This is a genomic window from Bacillus sp. FAU20 (assembly GCF_056033865.1).
Genome location: NZ_JBVYHY010000027.1, coordinates 258,950 through 279,963, shown reverse-complemented (window position 1 = coordinate 279,963; position 21,014 = coordinate 258,950). Strand labels below are relative to the sequence as shown.

16 protein-coding genes are annotated in these 21,014 nt (G+C 35.2%); 4 read left to right on the top strand and 12 right to left on the bottom strand.

Translation table 11 applies throughout. From position 1 onward, the window contains the following. Positions 1 to 39 precede the first annotated feature (39 nt). Positions 40 to 1,302 carry a VanW family protein gene (locus AC0OM3_RS27090; RefSeq protein ID WP_000777358.1) on the top strand — a complete coding sequence of 421 codons (1,263 nt, stop codon included), beginning with the start codon at positions 40 to 42 and terminating at the stop codon, positions 1,300 to 1,302. A gap of 42 nt (positions 1,303 to 1,344) precedes the next feature. On the opposite strand, the gene AC0OM3_RS27085 is transcribed toward AC0OM3_RS27090, so the two are convergent. Both AC0OM3_RS27085 and AC0OM3_RS27080 read right to left on the bottom strand, forming a co-directional pair. Further along, entirely contained in the window at positions 1,345 to 1,617 is a 273-nt protein-coding gene (locus AC0OM3_RS27085) for a hypothetical protein (protein ID WP_000288805.1), read from the bottom strand. Between the two features lie 16 nt (positions 1,618 to 1,633). After that, the gene (locus AC0OM3_RS27080; RefSeq protein WP_000822689.1) at positions 1,634 to 2,152 is read right to left on the bottom strand and encodes an RNase A-like domain-containing lipoprotein; all 519 of its coding nucleotides are present in this window, start codon (positions 2,150 to 2,152) and stop codon (positions 1,634 to 1,636) included. Positions 2,153 to 2,549: 397 nt separating this feature from the next. Between AC0OM3_RS27080 and AC0OM3_RS27075 the strand changes: the two genes are divergently transcribed. Then, a complete protein-coding gene (locus tag AC0OM3_RS27075; RefSeq protein WP_474213267.1) occupies positions 2,550 to 3,110 on the top strand; it encodes a TVP38/TMEM64 family protein in 561 nt (186 codons plus the stop codon). A gap of 50 nt (positions 3,111 to 3,160) precedes the next feature. On the opposite strand, the gene AC0OM3_RS27070 is transcribed toward AC0OM3_RS27075, so the two are convergent. From AC0OM3_RS27070 to AC0OM3_RS27060, 3 genes are all read right to left on the bottom strand, one after another. Then, positions 3,161 to 4,861, bottom strand: coding sequence for a M4 family metallopeptidase (locus tag AC0OM3_RS27070; RefSeq protein ID WP_131251178.1), 1,701 nt, complete (start codon positions 4,859 to 4,861; stop codon positions 3,161 to 3,163). A gap of 165 nt (positions 4,862 to 5,026) precedes the next feature. Continuing rightward, entirely contained in the window at positions 5,027 to 5,152 is a 126-nt protein-coding gene (locus tag AC0OM3_RS27065) for an NprX family peptide pheromone (RefSeq protein WP_000720172.1), read from the bottom strand. Between the two features lies 1 nt (position 5,153). After that, on the bottom strand, positions 5,154 to 6,425 hold the full coding sequence (locus AC0OM3_RS27060) for a helix-turn-helix domain-containing protein (RefSeq protein WP_001187959.1): 1,272 nt from the start codon (positions 6,423 to 6,425) through the stop codon (positions 5,154 to 5,156). Positions 6,426 to 6,624: 199 nt separating this feature from the next. On the opposite strand from AC0OM3_RS27060, the gene AC0OM3_RS27055 reads away from it, so the two are divergent. Then, positions 6,625 to 8,088, top strand: coding sequence for a nicotinate phosphoribosyltransferase (locus AC0OM3_RS27055; RefSeq protein WP_000150187.1), 1,464 nt, complete (start codon positions 6,625 to 6,627; stop codon positions 8,086 to 8,088). Between the two features lie 203 nt (positions 8,089 to 8,291). On the opposite strand, the gene AC0OM3_RS27050 is transcribed toward AC0OM3_RS27055, so the two are convergent. The 7 genes from AC0OM3_RS27050 to fdhF form a co-directional block, all read right to left on the bottom strand. Continuing rightward, complete coding sequence (locus tag AC0OM3_RS27050) at positions 8,292 to 10,658, bottom strand: heavy metal translocating P-type ATPase (RefSeq protein WP_089149519.1); 2,367 nt, start codon at positions 10,656 to 10,658, stop codon at positions 8,292 to 8,294. A 23-nt stretch (positions 10,659 to 10,681) separates the two neighbouring features. Further along, a complete protein-coding gene (locus AC0OM3_RS27045; protein WP_000918378.1) occupies positions 10,682 to 11,059 on the bottom strand; it encodes an ArsR/SmtB family transcription factor in 378 nt (125 codons plus the stop codon). Positions 11,060 to 11,376: 317 nt separating this feature from the next. Continuing rightward, positions 11,377 to 12,792, bottom strand: a complete 1,416-nt coding sequence (locus AC0OM3_RS27040) for an amino acid permease (protein ID WP_001284891.1) — start codon at positions 12,790 to 12,792, stop codon at positions 11,377 to 11,379. Positions 12,793 to 12,895: 103 nt separating this feature from the next. Next, the gene (gene ald / locus AC0OM3_RS27035; protein ID WP_474213266.1) at positions 12,896 to 14,029 is read right to left on the bottom strand and encodes an alanine dehydrogenase; all 1,134 of its coding nucleotides are present in this window, start codon (positions 14,027 to 14,029) and stop codon (positions 12,896 to 12,898) included. 369 nt (positions 14,030 to 14,398) lie between these two features. Further along, the gene (locus AC0OM3_RS27030; RefSeq protein WP_474213265.1) at positions 14,399 to 16,270 is read right to left on the bottom strand and encodes a glycerophosphoryl diester phosphodiesterase membrane domain-containing protein; all 1,872 of its coding nucleotides are present in this window, start codon (positions 16,268 to 16,270) and stop codon (positions 14,399 to 14,401) included. A 155-nt stretch (positions 16,271 to 16,425) separates the two neighbouring features. Next, a complete protein-coding gene (locus tag AC0OM3_RS27025; protein WP_001040507.1) occupies positions 16,426 to 16,908 on the bottom strand; it encodes a helical membrane plugin domain-containing protein in 483 nt (160 codons plus the stop codon). A 12-nt stretch (positions 16,909 to 16,920) separates the two neighbouring features. Further along, a complete protein-coding gene (gene fdhF / locus AC0OM3_RS27020) occupies positions 16,921 to 19,857 on the bottom strand; it encodes a formate dehydrogenase subunit alpha (RefSeq protein WP_474213264.1) in 2,937 nt (978 codons plus the stop codon). Between the two features lie 300 nt (positions 19,858 to 20,157). Between fdhF and fdhD the strand changes: the two genes are divergently transcribed. Continuing rightward, positions 20,158 to 20,964 carry a formate dehydrogenase accessory sulfurtransferase FdhD gene (gene fdhD, locus AC0OM3_RS27015; protein ID WP_000529231.1) on the top strand — a complete coding sequence of 269 codons (807 nt, stop codon included), beginning with the start codon at positions 20,158 to 20,160 and terminating at the stop codon, positions 20,962 to 20,964. Positions 20,965 to 21,014 lie beyond the last annotated feature (50 nt).

Genomic DNA, 21,014 nt, shown 5'->3' with positions numbered 1-21,014 from the left:
AATACATATATTTATACATAAATTTCTGGGGGGAAATAAATGAAGCTAAGTAAAATACTGATTGGTTCTGCAATTGCCGGGGGCATATTACTTTGTGTAGGCGGTGTTGGGGGATATCAATATGTATCCAAATTAAATAATCAATTAGATACTACTGCATTACCAAATACTACATTTGAAGGTATTTCTCTCGATGGAAAAAATAAGAAAGACATTCAAGCAATTATTAATCAAAAGGTAACTGAATTAGATCAAAAATCCCTTACCTACATATTCCAAAACGATAAACAAACTTACACATGGAAAGATTTAGGGGTAAATTATAAAGAGAAAGATATTATTGACAAAATATTCAAAGAACAAGAAGGAAACGTAATGAATCGTTACAAAATGCGTAAGCAAGCTGAAAACGGTGAATTAAAACGGGACTATAAATTAACACCACAATTAAATACAACAGCTTATGAAACCTTTATAAAAGATAAATATAATGAAACATTAAAAAATCCTGTTAATGCAGAATTAAGTATTGAAGGCTCAACAGTAAATGTTAGTCAAAGCCAAAACGGAGAAAAAATTGATAAAGGAAAACTAAACAGTTTAACAAACGAAGCTATTACTACTGGTAAATCAGATGTTACATTACCAGTTACATTCATAAAACCAGAACGTTCTACAGAAGACATACAGAAAATGGGTATTAAAGAAGTCATTGCTGAATATTCTACTCCAATGGCTGGCCGTAACGGAAATCAATCATTTAACGTAAATAAGTCAGCTAATACTTTAAGTGGGGTTATTGTCGCACCTGATGAAACATTTAGTTTTAACGGCCGCGTTGGCGTAACTGATGCTGCACATGGTTATAAATCTGCAGCAGTATATTCACAAGGTAAAGTAATACAAAGTGCAGGCGGAGGAGTTTGCCAAGTCAGTAGTACATTATACAGCGCAGCTTTAAGGGCAGATTTAGGCATTGTTTCTCGAAGCAATCATTCAATGCCGGTAAATTATTTACCACTTGGGCAAGATGCAGCAGTAGCAGATTATGGTCCAGATTTAAAATTTAAAAATAATACAGGCAATCATATTTATATTCAAGCATTTTCAAATGGAGGTAGTATTACTACACGCATTTTCGGTACAAATACTGGTAAAAATGTTGAAGTTTCTTCTCAAGTAATTAGTAGAACTAGTGATAAAATCACAGCAGTTACGTATAAAAAAGTAACACAAAACGGGGAAGTAATATCAAATGGACAAATTTCAAAAAGCGTATATAAAAGCGCTCCAAAAGAATAGATAATATTAACCGAATAACATAAAGAAAAAGGCGTGATTAAATCACGCCTTTTTCTTTTGCAGTAATAGTAAAAAAGTTTCAAGATGGTCTTTCGTTTCTTCTAAAGACCACATACGATTTCCTTGCTTCGCAGCTAATACACACGCCACTTCCCACGCGTTCTTTTTCTTCATATTTATTAATTCATCACGTAATTTCAAAACGATTTCTTCGTCTTCTTGTTCAATAAACTCTTCCATCACGCTTACTATTTCATCCTCATGAATACTTAACGTACAGTACGATTTAAGAAAGTATTGTAATGTCGTATACATAATGTACTCCCCCTTCTTATTTATCAGATGGATAAGAAGTAATAATCTTAAACCCTAATTCCCCTGACTTATCTCTTGCTAAAACAGTAACAGTTTTTACTAACTTGTCTTTTACACTCATATTTTTCTTTATTACCGTTTTTCCAACCGGGAATGAATGAGTTGTATTTAATACGAGACGAGCCTCTTTAGAATTTTTTAACCAATCTTGAATTTCCTTGTCGTGTTGCTTCAAGCTATCTTTTACAGCTTTCGTCGCTGTTTCTTTATCATAGTATGTACTTGCAGCTGACACTTTATCTGTCTTCAAGCGATTCTTCAAATCCTCTTCTGACTTGCCTACATGTCTTTCAATCGTATGACCATTTTTAGGTGGTCCTTCCATTTCATCTAAAATATTATCACTGATTTTTTCTACCGATGTAGCTTGATTCCCTGTCTGTTTCTCTGGCTTTTGTTCTTTTCCTGCACATCCGCTTAAGATCAGCATTAATGCCAATAAACTACTGAAGAAAAGACTGCTTATTCGTTTCATCATATCACCTCTTCCATGATTATTATCTCAACTTCACTAAAAGTCAATTTCACACGAAAAAACATACACATTTTTTAAATTCCTCACCTATTTTGCCATATTATCAACCGATTTTCATAGAATCGCTATTTTCTCCCCTTCTATAAATATACCCCTATATTTTTATGATTATTTCCCGATTTAATCCATCCCTAAAACCACCGGATAAACCCCATATCTAAAGGATTTATCCGGTGGTTTATTAAAAATAAAAATATACCCCTGACTTAATATACCCAATACCCTTATATAGTATATTAACGGTGTTTTATCAACGTTTTCTACATTATGTAAATTTATCCTTGCCTATATAATCGAAATATGGTGTAATGCAAAAAAAGATAAAGGATTTTAAACAATGGCTGAAACGATTCAAAATTTCTTAACAGAATACTATTCAATCGCAATTCCACTTAGTATCTTAATTAACATCATCATTAGTCTTTTAGGTTTTATCCCTAGTATTTTTTTAACCGCCATTAATATACAGCTCTTTGGCGTAACAAATGGTACTGTTATTTCGATCGTAGGCGAAGCATTAGGGGCTATTATCTCGTTTTATATTTACCGCATGGGCCTTCAAAAGTTCACTCACGATAAAGTAAATAAGTATCCAAAGGTAGAGCGTCTTCTTTATGTAGAAGGTAGAGAGGCCTTTCTACTCGTTCTATCGTTTCGATTGATACCTTTCATCCCATCAAGTATCGTGACTTTATTTGCGGCTCTAGGTAAGATGTCATTACTCTCCTTCAGTATTGCCAGCACAATAGGGAAAATACCGGCCTTATTGATTGAAGTATATTCTGCATATCACGTTATAAATGGAACAAATGAAGCAAAGTGGATTGTAACAATCGCAGGCGCTATTGGATTGTTTTATTTGTGGAAAAAATGGAGAAAAAATAAAGAAGGAGCATAGGCTCCTTCTTTATTTTTGAGGTATTTTATTAATAACTATCTCTTAAAGTCTTAGTTTACACCAACAGCACTATATGATTGCTTAACTGCTGCTACTTCTGCAGAGTTAGCACCATATAAATCCGCTGCAGCTTGTACTAATCCAGCACGTGCTTGACTAAAAGTAGTAGATTGAGTGAAATATTGCGTATTTGCACGGTAATAGATCGCTCCTACTTTATCTTTACCAATGCCATTCACAGTAACACCGTAATGCGTACCACCATTCGCTAATAAATAAGCTGCTTTGTTAATAATACCGCTGTTTGTATGAACGCCACCATTGTCACTAGTACCAGTATAACGCTTAGAGTAGTGGTCTGGATCACCATATTTCGTTGGATCACTCATAGAGCGAAGCGCATCTCCAGCTTTACCAGGCGTATAAATATCTTCACCAATTTCCCAATCTGGGTTACGGTTATCATAATACTCTACTAATGTACCAAAAACATCTGAAATAGCTTCATTTAATGCCCCTGATTCATTTTGATAAATTAAATCTGAGCTATACTCTGTAACAGCATGCGTTAATTCGTGGCCAATTACATCAATTCCACCAGATAATGAAGTGAACGTTACACCATCACCATCTCCGTATACCATTTGTGAGCCGTTCCAGAATGCATTATTATACTTACTTCCGTAATGAACTGTTGATTTTAATGGTGCTCCTGCATCATTAATAGAGTTTCTATTAAATGTAGCTTTATAATAGTCATATGTTTTACCTGCATAGTAATGAGCATCTACTGCCGCTGCATCATACGCTGCATTGAAAACATTATCTGCATCTACCCATAAAGTTCCTGGTAATGTAGTACGATTTTTCGCATCATATGTGAAAATCGTTGCTCCGCGCGTATTATCTTGTAAGTAGTAAGATGAACCAGATAACGTTGTATTAAGTGATTTCGTATCTCCTAATACACCTTTACCAGTTCCTACTTTATTTGTTCCTGTTACAGGTTTTACTACTGCTTTTGCATCCTGTTTAGGAGCCTCTTGCTTAACTGGTGATTTATCTTCATTTGCTACATGATCCAATTTATTATATTTATTTAATACTTTACCGCTGTCTGCTTCAATGAAATAGTAGTAGTTTCCTGGACTTGGATCTAAGAAGTTTAAGTTTACAACGTATGCATATGTTGTTTCTTCACCATTTTGATATACATATAAGTCCGCTTTTGGTTCTACCTCATATTTTGGCGTTACCCCTAAATCTTGCTGCGCGATTTCAATTGCTTTTGCGCCTTCAATCTTATTTTTATTTTTCAACTTTTCCTTTTTGTCTAAATCAGGTGCAACTGTTCCAGACAATACTTTTAAAGAACCGTCTTTACTTACGTGAGCCACTTGAGTAGAACCCCATACAGGCACTCCTTCGTAAACTTGTTGCATACGTACTACTGTTGAATCAGTTACAGCATCTTTCTTCACTTGTTTCACTTTGAAAGAATCTTGCGCACTCTTTTCCCCTAACTTGTAATCACCTTTTGCTGCGTTTAAGTAATCAAACACAACAGATTCTGCTTTCTTACCAGTCGCTCCAGTTAGATCACCAGAAATAAACTCAGGTGACTGTACTGTCTCATTGTACTTCTTCGTAGAGAGTACATTTTTAGAATCCGCAAATGCAGAGCCTGTCCCTCCAAACGTAGTAACTGCCATTCCTGTCGCTAACACTAACGCTAAACTTTTCTTTTTCATGAACCTTCCCCCTAATAAAATTTTTTTGAAAAAGAGTAGTTTCATATTAGCATTATGTTTCTACTATTAATATACTAAAAATTCAATTAATTTATTTCTCAAGTTTTGTAGAATTTTGAGGAACAAATATTGAAAAACCCCTTTCCTGTTGGAAAGGGGTTTCTGTTAAGAATTTATTAACTCTACTACTTTTTCTCCTTGACCATAAATATCCGATGTCCAAGCATATTGCGGTTCCAATACCACTAATACAGCTACCAAAGCCAAAGCACCAATAATTATTTTTTTCATATTATTTTCCTCCCTTTTCTTCTAATAAATTAATTGCTAATTTATAGTAGTTATTACTTTCCTTAAATTCTAGTAATTCCTCGTGATATCCTGCTAGTTCTAAATACACCATTTTTAATTCCTTTTTATTTTCTTCGCCTCTAAAAAATGGGATTGCCTCAACTTCTAAAAATCTTTTATAAACATCTTTCGTTTCAAAGTATTTATTCTTAAGCATTGAAAGTATATATAGCATACTTTTATACTTTTCATCCCTCTTGGCAACATCTATCCCTTTATTAATCCAATCTTTCGCTTCTTCAAATTCTTTTAATTCAATACACTGCAAAGCGATCTCATACACTGCATCAATATAATTTAAATCCTCTTCCTTTTTGTACTTTAGGCATTGTAAATAATAATCTTTTGCTTTTGCATAATCTTTTAAGTTATAGTACAAGAAGCCTAAATTATTTAAAGCAATAGCTGTTATACTTTCTTTATCAGCAAAAGAATTTGCTTCCCTCAAAATATTATTATAAATAGATAGTGCTTCATTATATTGTTTTTTTTGTATATAACTCAATGCAATAAGTAACTGGCAATTTATCACATAACGGAATTTATATTCATTCTTAAATCCTTCCATTGCTACATTAGCAAAATGTAAAGTCATATGTTCAACTTCTAATTCATTATAAACAAGAGCCAAATTGAAATATATTCCATTCTCATGATAACCTTGTTCCTTTGCCATTACTTCTGTTCGAGTCAAATACTCCAATGCCTTCTTATATCTATGTTGTAAAAAATAATATAACCCTTTGCTATACGTATATAATAATTTTTGGAATGGTGAATACTTTTTGTACATCTTCTTTAAGCTCTCTAACTCTTTTTCGACAGCAGGAAAATCCCTTTTCATAATTAAATAACGTGTATACAGCAGTTTATAATAATTTATAATTTCAAAATCCAACACATGCTTCATTTCACCTTGCAACTCTTCATATATACGTTCTACTTGTTGCTTGTCCAAATGAACTAGTGCATTCAACCATTCGTCCAGCTTCCCCTTCACATCTTCTTCTACATCTCTCAAATCCGTCACAGCAATTTCTAGTCTTGTGCAGAGCAATTGTAGAATTTCTTCTGATGCTTCAATCTTTCCATTTTCAATCTTACTTAAGTATGAGACAGAACAAATGCCCTGACATAATTCTTCTTGTGTCATTTTTTGCTGTAGCCGTTTATAAAAGACTTGTTTGCCTATTTTTTCTAATGTTTGTTGCATTGTCCTCCTCCATTCTCATTACCCCCATTACTCTAATAATACATAAAATCTGGAGAAATATAAATTGATAAATATAAATTTTCTAAAAAATATGCATAATTTCATTTTTTTCTCTCTTGACTTCACATCAATATCTCTTCTTTGCTACGAATGGTGAAAAATTGGTATACTATAACCAAATTATGGAGGTGTTCTCGCGATGACTCATTATAAAGACGATAGTTATGCCTTACATACAGACCTATATCAAATCAACATGGCTTATACATATTGGAAAGATGGTATTCATAATCGCCGTTCTGTTTTTGATTTATATTTTCGAAAGCTTCCATTTGAGAACGGCTACGCTGTTTTTGCTGGCCTTGAGAAAATTGTAGAGTACATAGAAAATTTCAGTTTCACTGAAAGCGATATCGCTTATTTAGCAGAATTACAATTTGAAGAAGAATTCCTTCATTATTTACAAAATATGAAATTCACTGGGACGATTCGCAGTATGCAAGAAGGGGAAGTTGTATTTAATAACGAGCCTTTATTACGTGTTGATGCACCACTTGGTGAAGCACAAATTATTGAGACTGCCCTCTTAAATATTGTGAATTACCAAACATTAATTGCAACAAAAGCAGCTCGTATGAAACATGCTGCAAGTAATGATGAGCTTTTAGAGTTCGGCACAAGACGTGCCCATGAGTTCGATGCTGCCCTTTGGGGGACGCGTGCTGCCTTTATTGGTGGTTTCTCCTCTACAAGCAACGTTCGTGCTGGGAAACGCTTTGGGATCCCTGTAGCCGGCACACACGCTCACTCTTTCGTTCAAGCATATCGCGATGAATACGTCGCGTTTAAAAAATACGCTGAAACTCATAAAAAGTGCGTCTTTCTCGTTGATACTTATGACACATTGAAATCTGGTGTTCCAAATGCAATTCGTGTTGCAAAAGAATTTGGGGATCGTATTGATTTCTATGGCATACGTCTTGATAGTGGTGATATGGCTTATTTATCGAAAAAGGCACGAAAACTACTAGATGAAGCAGGGTTTACAAATACAAAAATTATCGCTTCTAGCGATTTAGATGAATACACAATTATGCACCTTAAATCTCAAGGAGCAAAAATTGACGTATGGGGCGTTGGGACGAAATTAATTACGTCCTTTGAGCAACCTGCATTAGGAGCTGTTTACAAACTAGTTGCGATTGAGGATACTGACGGAAAATTAAATGATACGATTAAAATTTCATCTAATCCTGAAAAAATTACCACTCCAGGACTGAAACGAATTTATCGTATTATCAATCGAGTTAACGATCATGCAGAAGGCGATTATATTGCATTAGATTCTGAAGAACCTGGAAAAGAAGAGCGCTTAAAAATGTTCCATCCAGTTCACACATATATAAGTAAATTCGTAACAAACTTTGAAGCCCGTGAACTGCATAAAGACATTTTCGTTAACGGTGAAAGAACATATGAACTGCCAAGTATATTAGATATTCAACAATATAACGAGCAGAGTCTCTCTCTATTTTGGGAAGAATATATGCGAACTTTAAATCCTGAAGAATACCCTGTCGATTTAAGCCAAGAGTGCTGGGATCATAAAATGAATTACATTCAAACAGTTCGAGAACAAGTTGAAAAAAACATACAAAAGTAAACAGAGAAGTTCCCCCTTCTCTGTTTTTTCAATACTATATGGATATTTGTAAAAAATATATTAAAATAATAAGACGAATGTATTTTATTTGTAAATTTTAATATCACGCTATTTAAAATTAAAATAATATTTGGTATTATTTTATTGAGTCAATTTCAACAAAATCACCAATAAAAAAGAGGACGCGGGTCGCGTCCTCTTTTTTATAAATCTTTCACTCGTAATACACGCATTGCATTTAACACTGCAAGTAGTGTCACACCAACATCTGAGAAAACAGCTTCCCACATTGTTGCAATACCAAAGGCACCAAGTAATAAAACGATCCCTTTTACACCTAAAGCAAAGATAATATTTTGCCACACTATACTTCTTGTACGTTTTGCAATTTTTACAGCTGTCGCAATTTTTGAAGGCTCATCAGTCATAATAACAATGTCTGCCGCTTCAATTGCTGCATCTGATCCTAAACCACCCATCGCAATACCAACGTCTGCACGGGCTAATACTGGTGTATCGTTAATACCGTCACCAACGAAGGCAATTTTTTCTTTTCCGTGTTTCGCTGCATCAATTTTTTCAATCTCTTCTACTTTTTGTTGCGGTAGTAATTCCGCATGAACTTCATCTAAGCCTAATTCTTTACCGACAGCTTCACCAACTGGTTTTGCATCACCAGTTAACATTACTGTCTTTTTAATACCTAGTTCTTTTAACTTTTGAATCGCTTGTTTAGAATCCTCTTTTACCTCATCAGAGATAACAATATAACCTGCATATCTTCCATCTACAGCAACGTGAACTAATGTACCTACTGTTTCTGGTTGCTTAAATTCAATATTTTCTTTTCTCATTAATTTTGCATTACCTGCAAAAATTTCTTTTCCTTGTACTTTTACGACTGTACCGTGACCAGAAATTTCGTTATAATCATCGATTATTTTTTCATCAATTGATTTTCCATATGCCTTTCGAATAGATTGGGCAATTGGATGGTTAGAATATACTTCAGCAAATGCCGCATACTCTAATAACTCTTCACTTGTAGTACCTTCGCTCGGTTCCATTTTTGTAACTTTGAAAACACCTTTTGTTAATGTTCCTGTTTTGTCAAAAACAATATATTTTACATCATTTAAAGCTTCTAAATAGTTACTACCTTTTACTAACACACCACTTTTAGATGCACCACCAATACCTCCAAAGAATCCAAGAGGAATGGATACAACTAACGCACATGGACAAGAGATTACTAAGAACACTAAAGCTCTATAAATCCACTCAGAGAATGTAGCTCCTTCTAAAATAAGTGGTGGAATAAACGCCATGATCGCCGCTGTAATAACTACAACTGGAGTGTAGTAACGTGCAAACTTCGTAATAAAGTTTTCCGTTGGTGCTTTTTTACTGCTTGCATTTTGAACTAAATCTAAAATTTTTGATACAGTGGATTCACCGAATTCTTTTGTAACTTCAATTGTCAACACACCATTTTGGTTCACAAAGCCACTTAATACATCATTTCCAACTTCTACTTCACGTGGTACAGATTCACCTGTTAATGCTGAAGTATCTACCATTGATGTTCCTTCAATTACTTTTCCGTCTAACGGCACCTTCTCACCTGGCTTAACGACAATATAATCGCCAATTTGTACATCTTCTGGTGATACTTGTTTCGTTTCATTTCCAACCTTTACATTCGCATAATCAGGACGAATATCCATTAATGAAGTAATTGATTTTCGAGAGCGGTTTACCGCAATGCTTTGGAATAGTTCTCCTACTTGATAAAATAGCATTACTGCTACAGCTTCTGAGTATTGTTGAATTGCAAAAGCTCCTACAGTTGCAATTGCCATTAAGAAGTTTTCATCAAATACTTGGCCACGAGTTATGTTTCTTACCGCTCTCCAAACGATATCTCCACCTATTAATAAATAAGCAAGGACGAATAACGGAATTGTTACCATTTGTGGTAAGCCCGCTAATGCAGCAATTGCTGTCAAAATTCCGCCGACTACTAATCTCCCTACCATCTTTTTCACATTCGCTTCACCATGATCGTGACTATGTCCGTGGTCATGACCGTTCTTCTCTTCACGAACAACTTTCACATCTGGTTCTAACTTTTGAACGACATTTGTTATATTTGCTACAGTCGCTTCTAGTTCTCTTTTATTCGCAACTTCTACTCGTAATTTCTTCGATACGAAATCAACAGTTGCTTCTGAGACAGCTGGCATTTCCTTCACTTTATTTTCAATTTTCATTGCACAGTTCGCGCAATCTAAACCTTCTAATATAAATACTTCTTTAGCAATTTTATTTTTTTGTTCTTCTTGAACTTTAATATGCGGTTCTAATTTTGTAACGAGTTGTTTTGCTTCCGTAACAACTTCGTTTTCTTTATTTTGTGCTGTTTCTAAGATCATTGTCTTTGTTGCGAAGTTTACAGAACAAGAATTTACTCCTTCTATATTCCCAACACCTTTTTCAATTTTCATTGCACAGTTCGCACAATCTAAACCTTCTAACATCAGTTTCTTTTTCACCAATGCTTCAGCCATCGTTCTCCCTCCTCGCGTTCTTTTTATTCTTCTTCGTTTACGTGTTCAAACGCTTGCTCGAAGATATGAATTACGTGCTGGTCAGCTAACGAATAATAAACAACCTTTCCTTCTTTACGATTCTTCACAAGTTTCGCTTGCTTTAACACACGAAGCTGATGCGAAATAGATGATTGTGTCATTCCTAATAAATAAGCTAAATCACAAACGCACATTTCAGCTTCAAATAGCGCATGTAATATTCTCGTACGTGTACGGTCACCTAATACTTTAAATAGTTCTGCTACTTTACTTAAACTTTCATCAGTTGGAATTGTTTGTTTTACTTGCTCTACAACTTCTTCATGAATTATCGTTTGAGAACATGTCTCTTGTGGTGTTTCTACTTTATTTCCAGCCATTATAGCTCACCTCTTTAATTGAACATATGAACAATCATTCATATATCTTATACTCTTATTATATGAGCACCCACTCATATGTGTCAATGAAATCTGAATTTTTTTTATGAACATTCCGTTCACATTTTAATAAGTCGTATACATATTTTCCGCACTCTCTATATTCTCATACAAAAAAGGATGCACAATTCGCACACCCTTTTTTCATATTCCGACATAAAAATTCAACAAAGTAATATACATTCCCTTTATTTCAACAAAAGAAAAAGCCTTGCGCGCTCCCTAGACGCACAAGGCTTACTATACTTATATCCCTTTTAATTAGCTTGTTCTAAATTATCCTGCGAACTTCCATCGTCTTTTAAATGACTATGTTTTTTCGAATAAACAAAGTATACAACTACTCCGATTGCTAACCAAACACCGAAGTACATCCATGTTTTTAATGGTAGGTTTACCATTAAGAATAGACAACATGCAATTGAAATAATCGGTAAGATCGGTACAAGTGGTACCATAAATCCACGTTGTAATTTCGGATGTGTTTTACGAAGAATAATAACTGACACACCAACCATCGCAAATGTTAACAACGCTCCAATATTCGCTAAATTTGACAATTCTTTTAAATCAATAAATCCAGCAATTAAAGCACTACCAATTCCTGTTAACCAAACTGTAAATGTTGGTGCTTCTGTCTTTTTATTAATTTTCGCGAAAGATTCTGGCAATAAACCGTCACGGCTCATAGCGAAGAATACACGTGTCGTTGCATAAATGTAAGCAAAGATTACTGCCATAATACCAATTACAGCTCCAATTGCGATTATACCAGCTACTTTATCTTGTCCTACAACTTCTAACACATACGCCATCGCTTCCGGTACATCTAGCTCTTTATAAGAAACCATACCCGTCATAACGAGACAAACTACAACATAAATGATTGTACAAATGACTAACGAAGCGATAATACCAATCGGTAGATCACGTTGCGGATTTTTTACCTCTTCAGCAGAAGTTGCTAATGCATCAAATCCTAAGAAAGCAAAGAATACTGCTGCTCCCCCCGCGAAAACTCCACTTAAACCGTACGGTGCGAATGGTATCCAGTTTTCTGGTTTCACGTAGAATACACCAACTGCAATGAATAAAACAACGATACCAATTTTAATTAATACCATTATGTTATTCACACGTTTACTTTCTTTCGTACCTCTTGATAATAACCAAGTTATAACTAATGTAACGATAACTGCTGGTAAATTCACCATACCACCTTGAGACGGAATCGTTAGCAGTGCTTTTGGAATTTCAAGCCCTAATCCACTCACTAAGTTATGGAAGTAACCAGTCCATCCGCCAGCTACTGCGGCAGTCGTTACAACATATACGGATAGTAATGTCCATCCCATTAAATGAGCTACAAACTCACCAATTGTTGCATATGAGTATGTGTACACACTACCTGAAACAGGAAGTGTAGAAGCAACCTCTGCGTAACATAATGCTGCAAATCCACAAACGATGGCTGCAATCATAAATGAAAAAATAACTGCTGGACCAGCATCTCTTGCTGCTACTAATCCAGTTAATACTAGAACTCCTGTACCAATTATCGCACCAATCCCTAGCATTGTTAGGTCAAATGCCCCTAGCGTTTTCGTCAAAGTTTTACTTTTACTTTCCCCTAACAATTGCGTAACGGATTTCTTTTTAAATAGGTTGGCCACGATGTATGCCCCCTTTTGCCAAGAAGAGCTAAGAGATCTTCACTCTTAGCTCTTATCATGTTGTTTTATATATTGTTCGATTTTGTTTTGTATAATGCTTCTATTAGCAAGATACTGTTTCTGCTTCTAATAATTCTTTAGCACCTTTGTACTCTACACCGTGAGCTTCTGCAACTGCTTCAAATGTTACATAGCCATCTAATGTGTTAATACCTTTTAATAATGCAGTGTTGCCTAGGCAAGCTTCTTTGTAGCCTTTGTTAGCAATTTGTACTGCATATGGTACTGTTACGTTTGTTAATGCAAGAGTTGATGTACGTGGAACCGCACCTGGCATGTTTGCAACTGCATAATGAACAACGCCGTGTTTTTCATAAGTTGGGTTATCATGAGTTGTAATACGATCAGTTGTTTCGAAAATACCACCTTGGTCAATCGCGATATCTACAACAACAGAACCTGGTTCCATTGATTTAATCATTTCTTCTGTTACAAGTTTTGGCGCTTTTGCACCTGGGATTAATACTGCACCGATTACAAGATCAGACTCTTTAACAGCTTCTGCAATATTGTAAGGATTAGACATTAAAGTTTTTACTTGGTTTCCGAAAATGTCATCTAATTGACGAAGACGTTCTGCGCTTAAGTCGATGATTGTTACATCCGCACCTAGTCCAACTGCAATTTTAGCAGCATTTGTACCAGCTTGTCCACCACCGATGATTGTTACTTTACCACGTTTAACCCCTGGAACACCTGCAAGTAAGATACCTTTACCGCCTTTGTTCTTCTCAAGGAATTGTGCACCAATTTGTGCAGCCATACGACCAGCTACTTCACTCATAGGTGCAAGTAATGGTAGAGAACGGTTTTCTAATTGTACTGTTTCATATGCAATAGAAACAACTTTCTTTTCGATTAATGCTTTTGTTAATTCTGGTTCTGGAGCTAAGTGTAAGTATGTGAATAAGATTAAACCTTCGCTGAAGTGTTTGTATTCGCTTTCAATTGGTTCCTTAACTTTCATAACCATTTCCATGTTCCAAGCTTCTTCAGCTGTATCAATAATTTTTGCTCCTGCTTCAACATACTGAGCATCTGTGAAACCAGATCCTAAACCTGCACCCTTTTGAATGAATACTTCGTGATTGTTACGAATTAAATGTACAACACCTGCTGGTGTCATTGCCACACGGTTTTCGTTGTTTTTAATTTCTGCTGGTACCCCAATACGCATAATGAAATGCCCCCTTATAATTAACAGAAAAAAGAAAGTCTTTTTTCTTTTTGTAATAATTAATAACTTATGTCCTTATTCTAGCATAACTTAAAAGTTATGAAAACGCTAACATACCATTTTCCTAAAGTTTTTATATTTAGAATAGTGTAAATATAAAAAACATTGATTCTATTAGGGGTTTCGTGTCATTCCATTATCTTTCACTCTATTTTTATTATACTGCTTCAAAATAAACAGCAATCATTTATTATTTGACAATAATGTAACAATGTAAGAAACCTAAGCGATAACGTATACATATACAGTTATTACTTTACTCAATACTTTAGAAATATATTCTTTTCACAAAAAAACAACTGCTAGCATTTAGCTAGCAGCTGGGTAACTTATAAATAACTTAGAAAATAAATCGTCTGTCGTTTCAGTAATTTTATCAAACAGATCACTTTCTTCCGCTTCTTGCTCTTTTAACATCTTAATTGTTTCACGTGCATCTTCAGGATAGTCGGTAATGATACCATCTACGTTTAATTTATAATATCCCTTTAAACTTTCCATATCATTTACCGTCCATACGTAAATTGGCTTGTTTAACTTCCTTGCTTCTTTTACTAGCTTCTTATTTAACATATATTCTTCTGCTACGTAAAAGTCAGCCTTCACATTCTTTAAGTTGGCTCTACTTGCATACAGTATATATCCGACTTTTATATCTGAATTTGCACGCTTAAACTCTTTAATAAGCGGGTAATGTAACGTTTGAATAACACATTGCTTCTCAAATTCATTATCTTTAATCGTTTTTAATACTTTATTTACAAAATCTTTTTCGCCACCATGAAGCTTCACTTCAATATTAAGTTTGATTTTTCCCTTAGCCAGCTTAATGATTTCATCAAGTGTACTTATTTGTCCTGAAAACCCATCTTGACTAAGAGTAACCTGTCTTAACTCGTCCATCGTTAAATCCGAAACATGAACATTAGCATTGGCAAGACGTTTTAGCTTCAAATCATGTATAACTGCTAGTTCACCGTCTTTCGTTTGCAGTACATCAATTTCAGCATAATCTGCTTTCGCATCAATAGCTCCCTGCACAGCTTCTTTCGTATTCTCTACACCTTTTGAAATATAACCACGATGAGCCATAATAATTGGCTCTTTATATGTGTTTGTAATAAAGGTCACAATGAAGGCAACTACCATTCCCGCAGTAATAATCCCTACAATATATACGCCAATAAATTTCCAACGATGTTTTTGGAAGAAACATTTATCTGCTTTCGTTTTCGAATAATCTAATCCTTCTTCTAATAAAACATCCTCAACCGGTACCTTTTGTAAGTATAATCGCGTAATCGCCATAATATAAAATGGCGTCACGATAAAGCTGAATAAATACAATGTGCTCGTTAAAAATACAGAAATCGTTGATTCAGCTAATAATGCAAATGTTCCTTTCGGGTTTGTAAATTCATAAACACCCCATAGACACAATAAATATATTCCTAAAAACACGACATATACAATTCCAATTGAAATAAAAAACCCTACTAAAAAGAATAGTACTTTAAAAAAGCTTTCCTTTACTAAAGTTGCACTTTTACGTGCTGCCACGCGAAATGGTTTTTGCTCTAAAACAACAATAGGTAGAACGAAAATCCATCGAAGATTCAAATACGCGACTACAGCAAAGAACGTGTAATAACCAACTTGTCCCATCGTTGTCTTAAACAGTTCTCCTGTAATAAAGTTAGGAATTTGAATTTGTGGGATTAATGCCGTTTCATATCCCATATTTAAAAGAGGCAACAATACGACAGCATATAAAATAAATCCTGGTAAGCAATATGTGAAAAGAGTAGGTAAATACGTTACCGTTTTATATAAAATCGGACGTAATTTCACCTTCTGTCTTTTATGAGCGAAATACGAAATAATAATAAGCACCGCAAATTCTGTAAAGATAAGAAACAGTGCTAACAATGATAAAATTACGATTGCTAAGATCCCATAAGGCGTCTTTAAAAACGCTAATAATTCATCATTTGTCGCATTTGCATAACCACCAAAATACAATAACTTATTAAAAATGATTCCAAATAGTGGAACAAACACAATCGCTGCTAATAATTTATAAGCAAGTTGAAAAGTTAATACATTCCAAAAAGCAAATTTAACTGTTTGAAAGGAATGTCCTATTACTCCTGGTATAGATAGTTTTTTACGGTGTTGCATATATTCCTCCACATTCTAAAACGATATTTGAGATGGATTCCATATTTCCAGTTCTAATCCATCTTTTTAATAATAATATATTCCGCTTAACATGAACACTCTTATACATATAATGAAAAAAGTGATGGCTACTTCCCATCACTTTTTCATTTATTCTATTTTTTCTCTAGCCCTTGTCCAAATGCTTTCAAGAAACTAAAACCGAATGTAATAGCTCTATTGATATCTGGATCTTTTAATACTTTAAAGAAATCCATCACTTTTGTTTTTTTACCACTATTTAATTCATCTGTTGCAAATTGCAATCCTGTAACTAAACTGGACGTAATTTGCTTCGTTATTTCTGGGTCAACTGAAGATAACGCTTCTCCTGCCCCCATCATATTGTTGAGTGCATTTTTAACTGGTTCACGATTTAATTGCTCCACAGCGATTTTTGAAACATCTTCCTTCGCAGCAAGTAAACTAATCGCTGCATCTAATATACCAGCCTTCTGCAACTGTGCTAAAAGCTGCATCGTTTCTTCTACTGCTTCACGATTATTAGATAGCTCATTTAGAAGTTCATCTGCTAATTGCTGTTTCTGTTCTTCCTCTGTTACAACTTTCTTTTTAATTATAGTAATTTCTTTCGCCACTATCTCCGCCCCCTAGTCCACAAGTGATACGTATTGTTTTCTTTGCCATTTTTGCTCGATTTCAACACCGTTTTGCGGATTACGCTTTTTATCTCTCGGGTTTGAAGATGGTAACGGACGATTCCCTTTTTCACGTAGTACACGCATCTTTACCATCGTTTGTTTGTACGCTGGTGTACACGTATAAAGATCTGTCGCCGTTCCAGTTAAAATATTGATTGCCTCTTCATTTACCGTTGCATGCATCGGTAAATATAGCTCTTTCCCCGTTACACGATCTGTAACAAGTGCCTGTACTTTAATTTTCCCAAATGGTGATGCTAATTCTACAAGGCCACCATCTTTCACATTGCGCTCTAGGGCAAGTTCAGGCGAGATTTCAACGAACACTTCAGATACTTTAGATAAAATACCAGCCGATTTATTCGTCATATTTCCTTCGTGGAAATGTTCTAACATACGTCCATTATTTAAAAGTAAATCATACTCATCTGGCGCTACAACTGGTGGTATCCATTCATCTAATGATAGACGAGCTAGTTTATCTGGGAAGTTAAATCCATGCACATATAATAGCGGTGTATCGCTACCATCATGGCTACCCCAACATAAACTATTCCATCCTTCTAAACGATCGTATGTTGCCTGAGAATATAAAGGTGCAAGCGATGCGATTTCATCCATGATTTCACTTGGACTTTCATAATTCCAGTCCCCGCCAAGTGCACGAGCTACTTTTTGTAAAATCCACCAGTCTGGTTTTGAATCACCAAGCGGCTTCAATACTTCATATAATCTTTGAATACGGCGCTCTGTATTCGTAAATGTTCCCTCTTTTTCTAAGCTTGGTGCTGCCGGTAAAATAACATCAGCAAAACGAGCTGTTTTCGATAAGAACATATCTTGAACAACAAGGAAATCTAAATTCGCTAAAATATGTTGTACATGGTTGGCATTCGAATCTACTAAAGCCATTTCTTCACCCATAACATACATACCACGCAGTTTTCCTTCATCTGCCGCAAGTAACATTGCAATATTATTTAAGCCTGGTGCTTTCGGAATTGTAGTACCGTATGCTTTTTCAAATTTCGCACGGAGCGCATCATCTGAAACCGCTTGGTAACCCGGAAGCCAGTTTGGTAATGTTGCCATATCACAAGCGCCTTGTACGTTATTATGTCCGCGTAATGGGTATGCTCCTGCACCAGGACGACGATAGTTACCCGTAACAAGCAATAGATTTGAAATTGCTGCTGAAGTTGTACTTCCTCCCGTATTTTGCGTTACACCCATTCCCCAAAGCACACAAGTACCATCTGCTTCATATACCATACGAGCCATTTCTTTCAGATTTTCTTTCGAAATCCCTGTAATTTCTTCTGTATAATCAAGCGTATACTTTTCTACCATTTTGCTATATTCATCAAAATTCTTCACATTTTCAGCTATGAACTTTTTATCGTGCCAATCTTGATCAATAATATATTTCGTAATACCAGCGAGCCATACGTAATCAGTTCCTTGGCGAGGATGAATAAATAAATCAGCACGCTCTGCCATTTCATGTTTACGAAGGTCCGCCACAATTAATTTTTGGTCATGTAATTTATGTGCACGTTTTACACGCGTTGCAAGTACAGGATGTCCTTCTGTTGGATTTGCTCCAACGATAATGACAAGGCCTGCTTCCGCAATATCTTTCACTGTTCCAGCGTCCCCGCCCATACCGACAGTTTTAAATAAACCGTCTGTTGCTGGAGATTGACAATAACGGGAACAGTTGTCTACATTATTCGTTCCATATATTTGACGGGCTAGTTTTTGCATAAGATAATTTTCTTCATTCGTTACTTTCGAAGAAGAAATAAATCCAAATGCATCACTTCCATATTCTGATTTAACATGCTGCATATTGGATGCAACAACTTCAAGAGCCTCTTCCCATGAAGCTTCAACAAACATATCTCCTTGGCGAATTAATGGCTTCGTAATGCGATCTTCACTATTTACAAAATCCCATCCAAATTTGCCTTTTACACATGTGGAAATACCGTTAACCGGCGCATCTGAAACAGGCTGTACTTTCAAAATGTGGCGGTCTTTCGTCCATACTTCAAATGAACAACCTACACCACAAAATGTACAAACTGTTTTTGTTTTATTCACTTTCGTCTTACGCATCGCAGCCTCTACTTCTGAAACTGCTAAAATACTACTATATCCAGGTTCTACATCCTTTACAAAATCAATCATCGGGTCTAACACATCCGGTTTCAATCCTGTCATGAATCCAGCTTCACCCAGCATTGTTTTTTCCATTAACGCATTACATGGACATACTGTTACACACTGCCCACAACTTACACAAGATGAGTCATTTATACTTACACCATTGTCCCATATAACACGTGGACGGTCTAAGCTCCAATCAATCGATATAGTTTCATTCACTTGTAAGTTTTGACATACTTCTACACACTGCCCACAAGCAATACATTGATTTGGATCATATCGATAAAATGGATGTGACATATCCACTTCACACGCACTTACTTTCGGCTCATACGGATATTTCTGTTCCTCAATCCCCATCATATGTACTGTATTGTGGACTTTACAGTTACCATTATTGTTATCACAAACAGTACAATACAATAAATGATTCTCTAATATCCGATCCATTGCCTCAGTCTGTGCCTCTTTTGCACGCTGGGACTGTCTTTCAATATGCATACCATTCTCTAATTTCGTTGAACAAGCACGCATTAACTTCCCATTTACTTCTACAATACACGTATCACAAGTTTGAATTGGATCTACTTCTGGTACATGACAAATTTGAGGATGTTCCAAATTACTCTCGTTAAATAATTGTAGTATCGTCTTTTCACCTGATGCAGAAAATTCTTTACCATCGACGGTTACACGGACTGTCTGTTCTGCCATAGTTTCCCCTCTCCTTACAACCAACTGTACAACACAATTATGAATCCGTTTTCAAAATCGCATTACTGTACATATTTTTGAAACGCTCTACCCAAATACTTTCTTATGAAGTCGATTCTAGATGTTATAAGGTATAACTACGAAAGCTTGAAATTATCACTATTCTACAGTTCTATTATATCGTACATATACAATAATAACCAAAATAATCTGTGATCTTCTTGTTAATAGGTGTTTTTATTTTTTCCATTGTTTTATGATAAATGTGGGAGAGAAATACATATAAAAGGGGAATTTAATATGGGGCCTACGCAAGAGACTTATACAATTGTACGCTATCAATCTGGTACATTTTCAAAACAGCTTGATGAGATTGTTACAGAATCTCCTATTACTATTAAGTTGAATGGTGAAGAATATGTAACAGTCGTATGCACACCAAATTATATTGAAGATATGGTAATTGGTTTTTTAATTTCTGAGGGGATTATTTCTTCCTATAAAGATGTTGAAGAACTATGGGTTCAAAAAGATAACGGAATTGTCCATGTAAAATCATCAAAAGTGAATCCGCTCTATCAAACTTTATATAATAAACGATACATCACTTCTTGCTGCGGAAAAGGTAGACAAGGTTTTATTTTCGTAAACGACGCAGCAAAAGCAAAAGACTTACATGATATACATGTAAAAATTACTCCTGAAGAATGCTTTTACTTAATGAATACTTTACAACAATCTTCCACTACCTTTCGCCAAACTGGTGGTGTTCACAATACCGCGCTATGTGATCGAAACAATATCCTCCTATCAAGAATGGATATTGGAAGACATAATGCATTAGATAAAATATATGGTCATTGTTTGCGTAACGATATATCGATTAAAGGAAAAATCATCGCATTTAGCGGACGTATTTCATCCGAAATTTTACTCAAAGTTTCAAAAATCGGATGTGAAATTGTTCTATCTAAATCCGCTCCAACAAAACTGGCATTGCAACTTGCCCATGATTTAGGCATTACAGTCGTAGGGTTTATTAGAAATGAATCTTGTAATATTTACACACATCCAAAACGAATTGATGGCTATCAATCCAATGTTTAAAAAATAACTCCTCAATCGAGGAGTTATTTTAGTTATAAAAATGTAACATA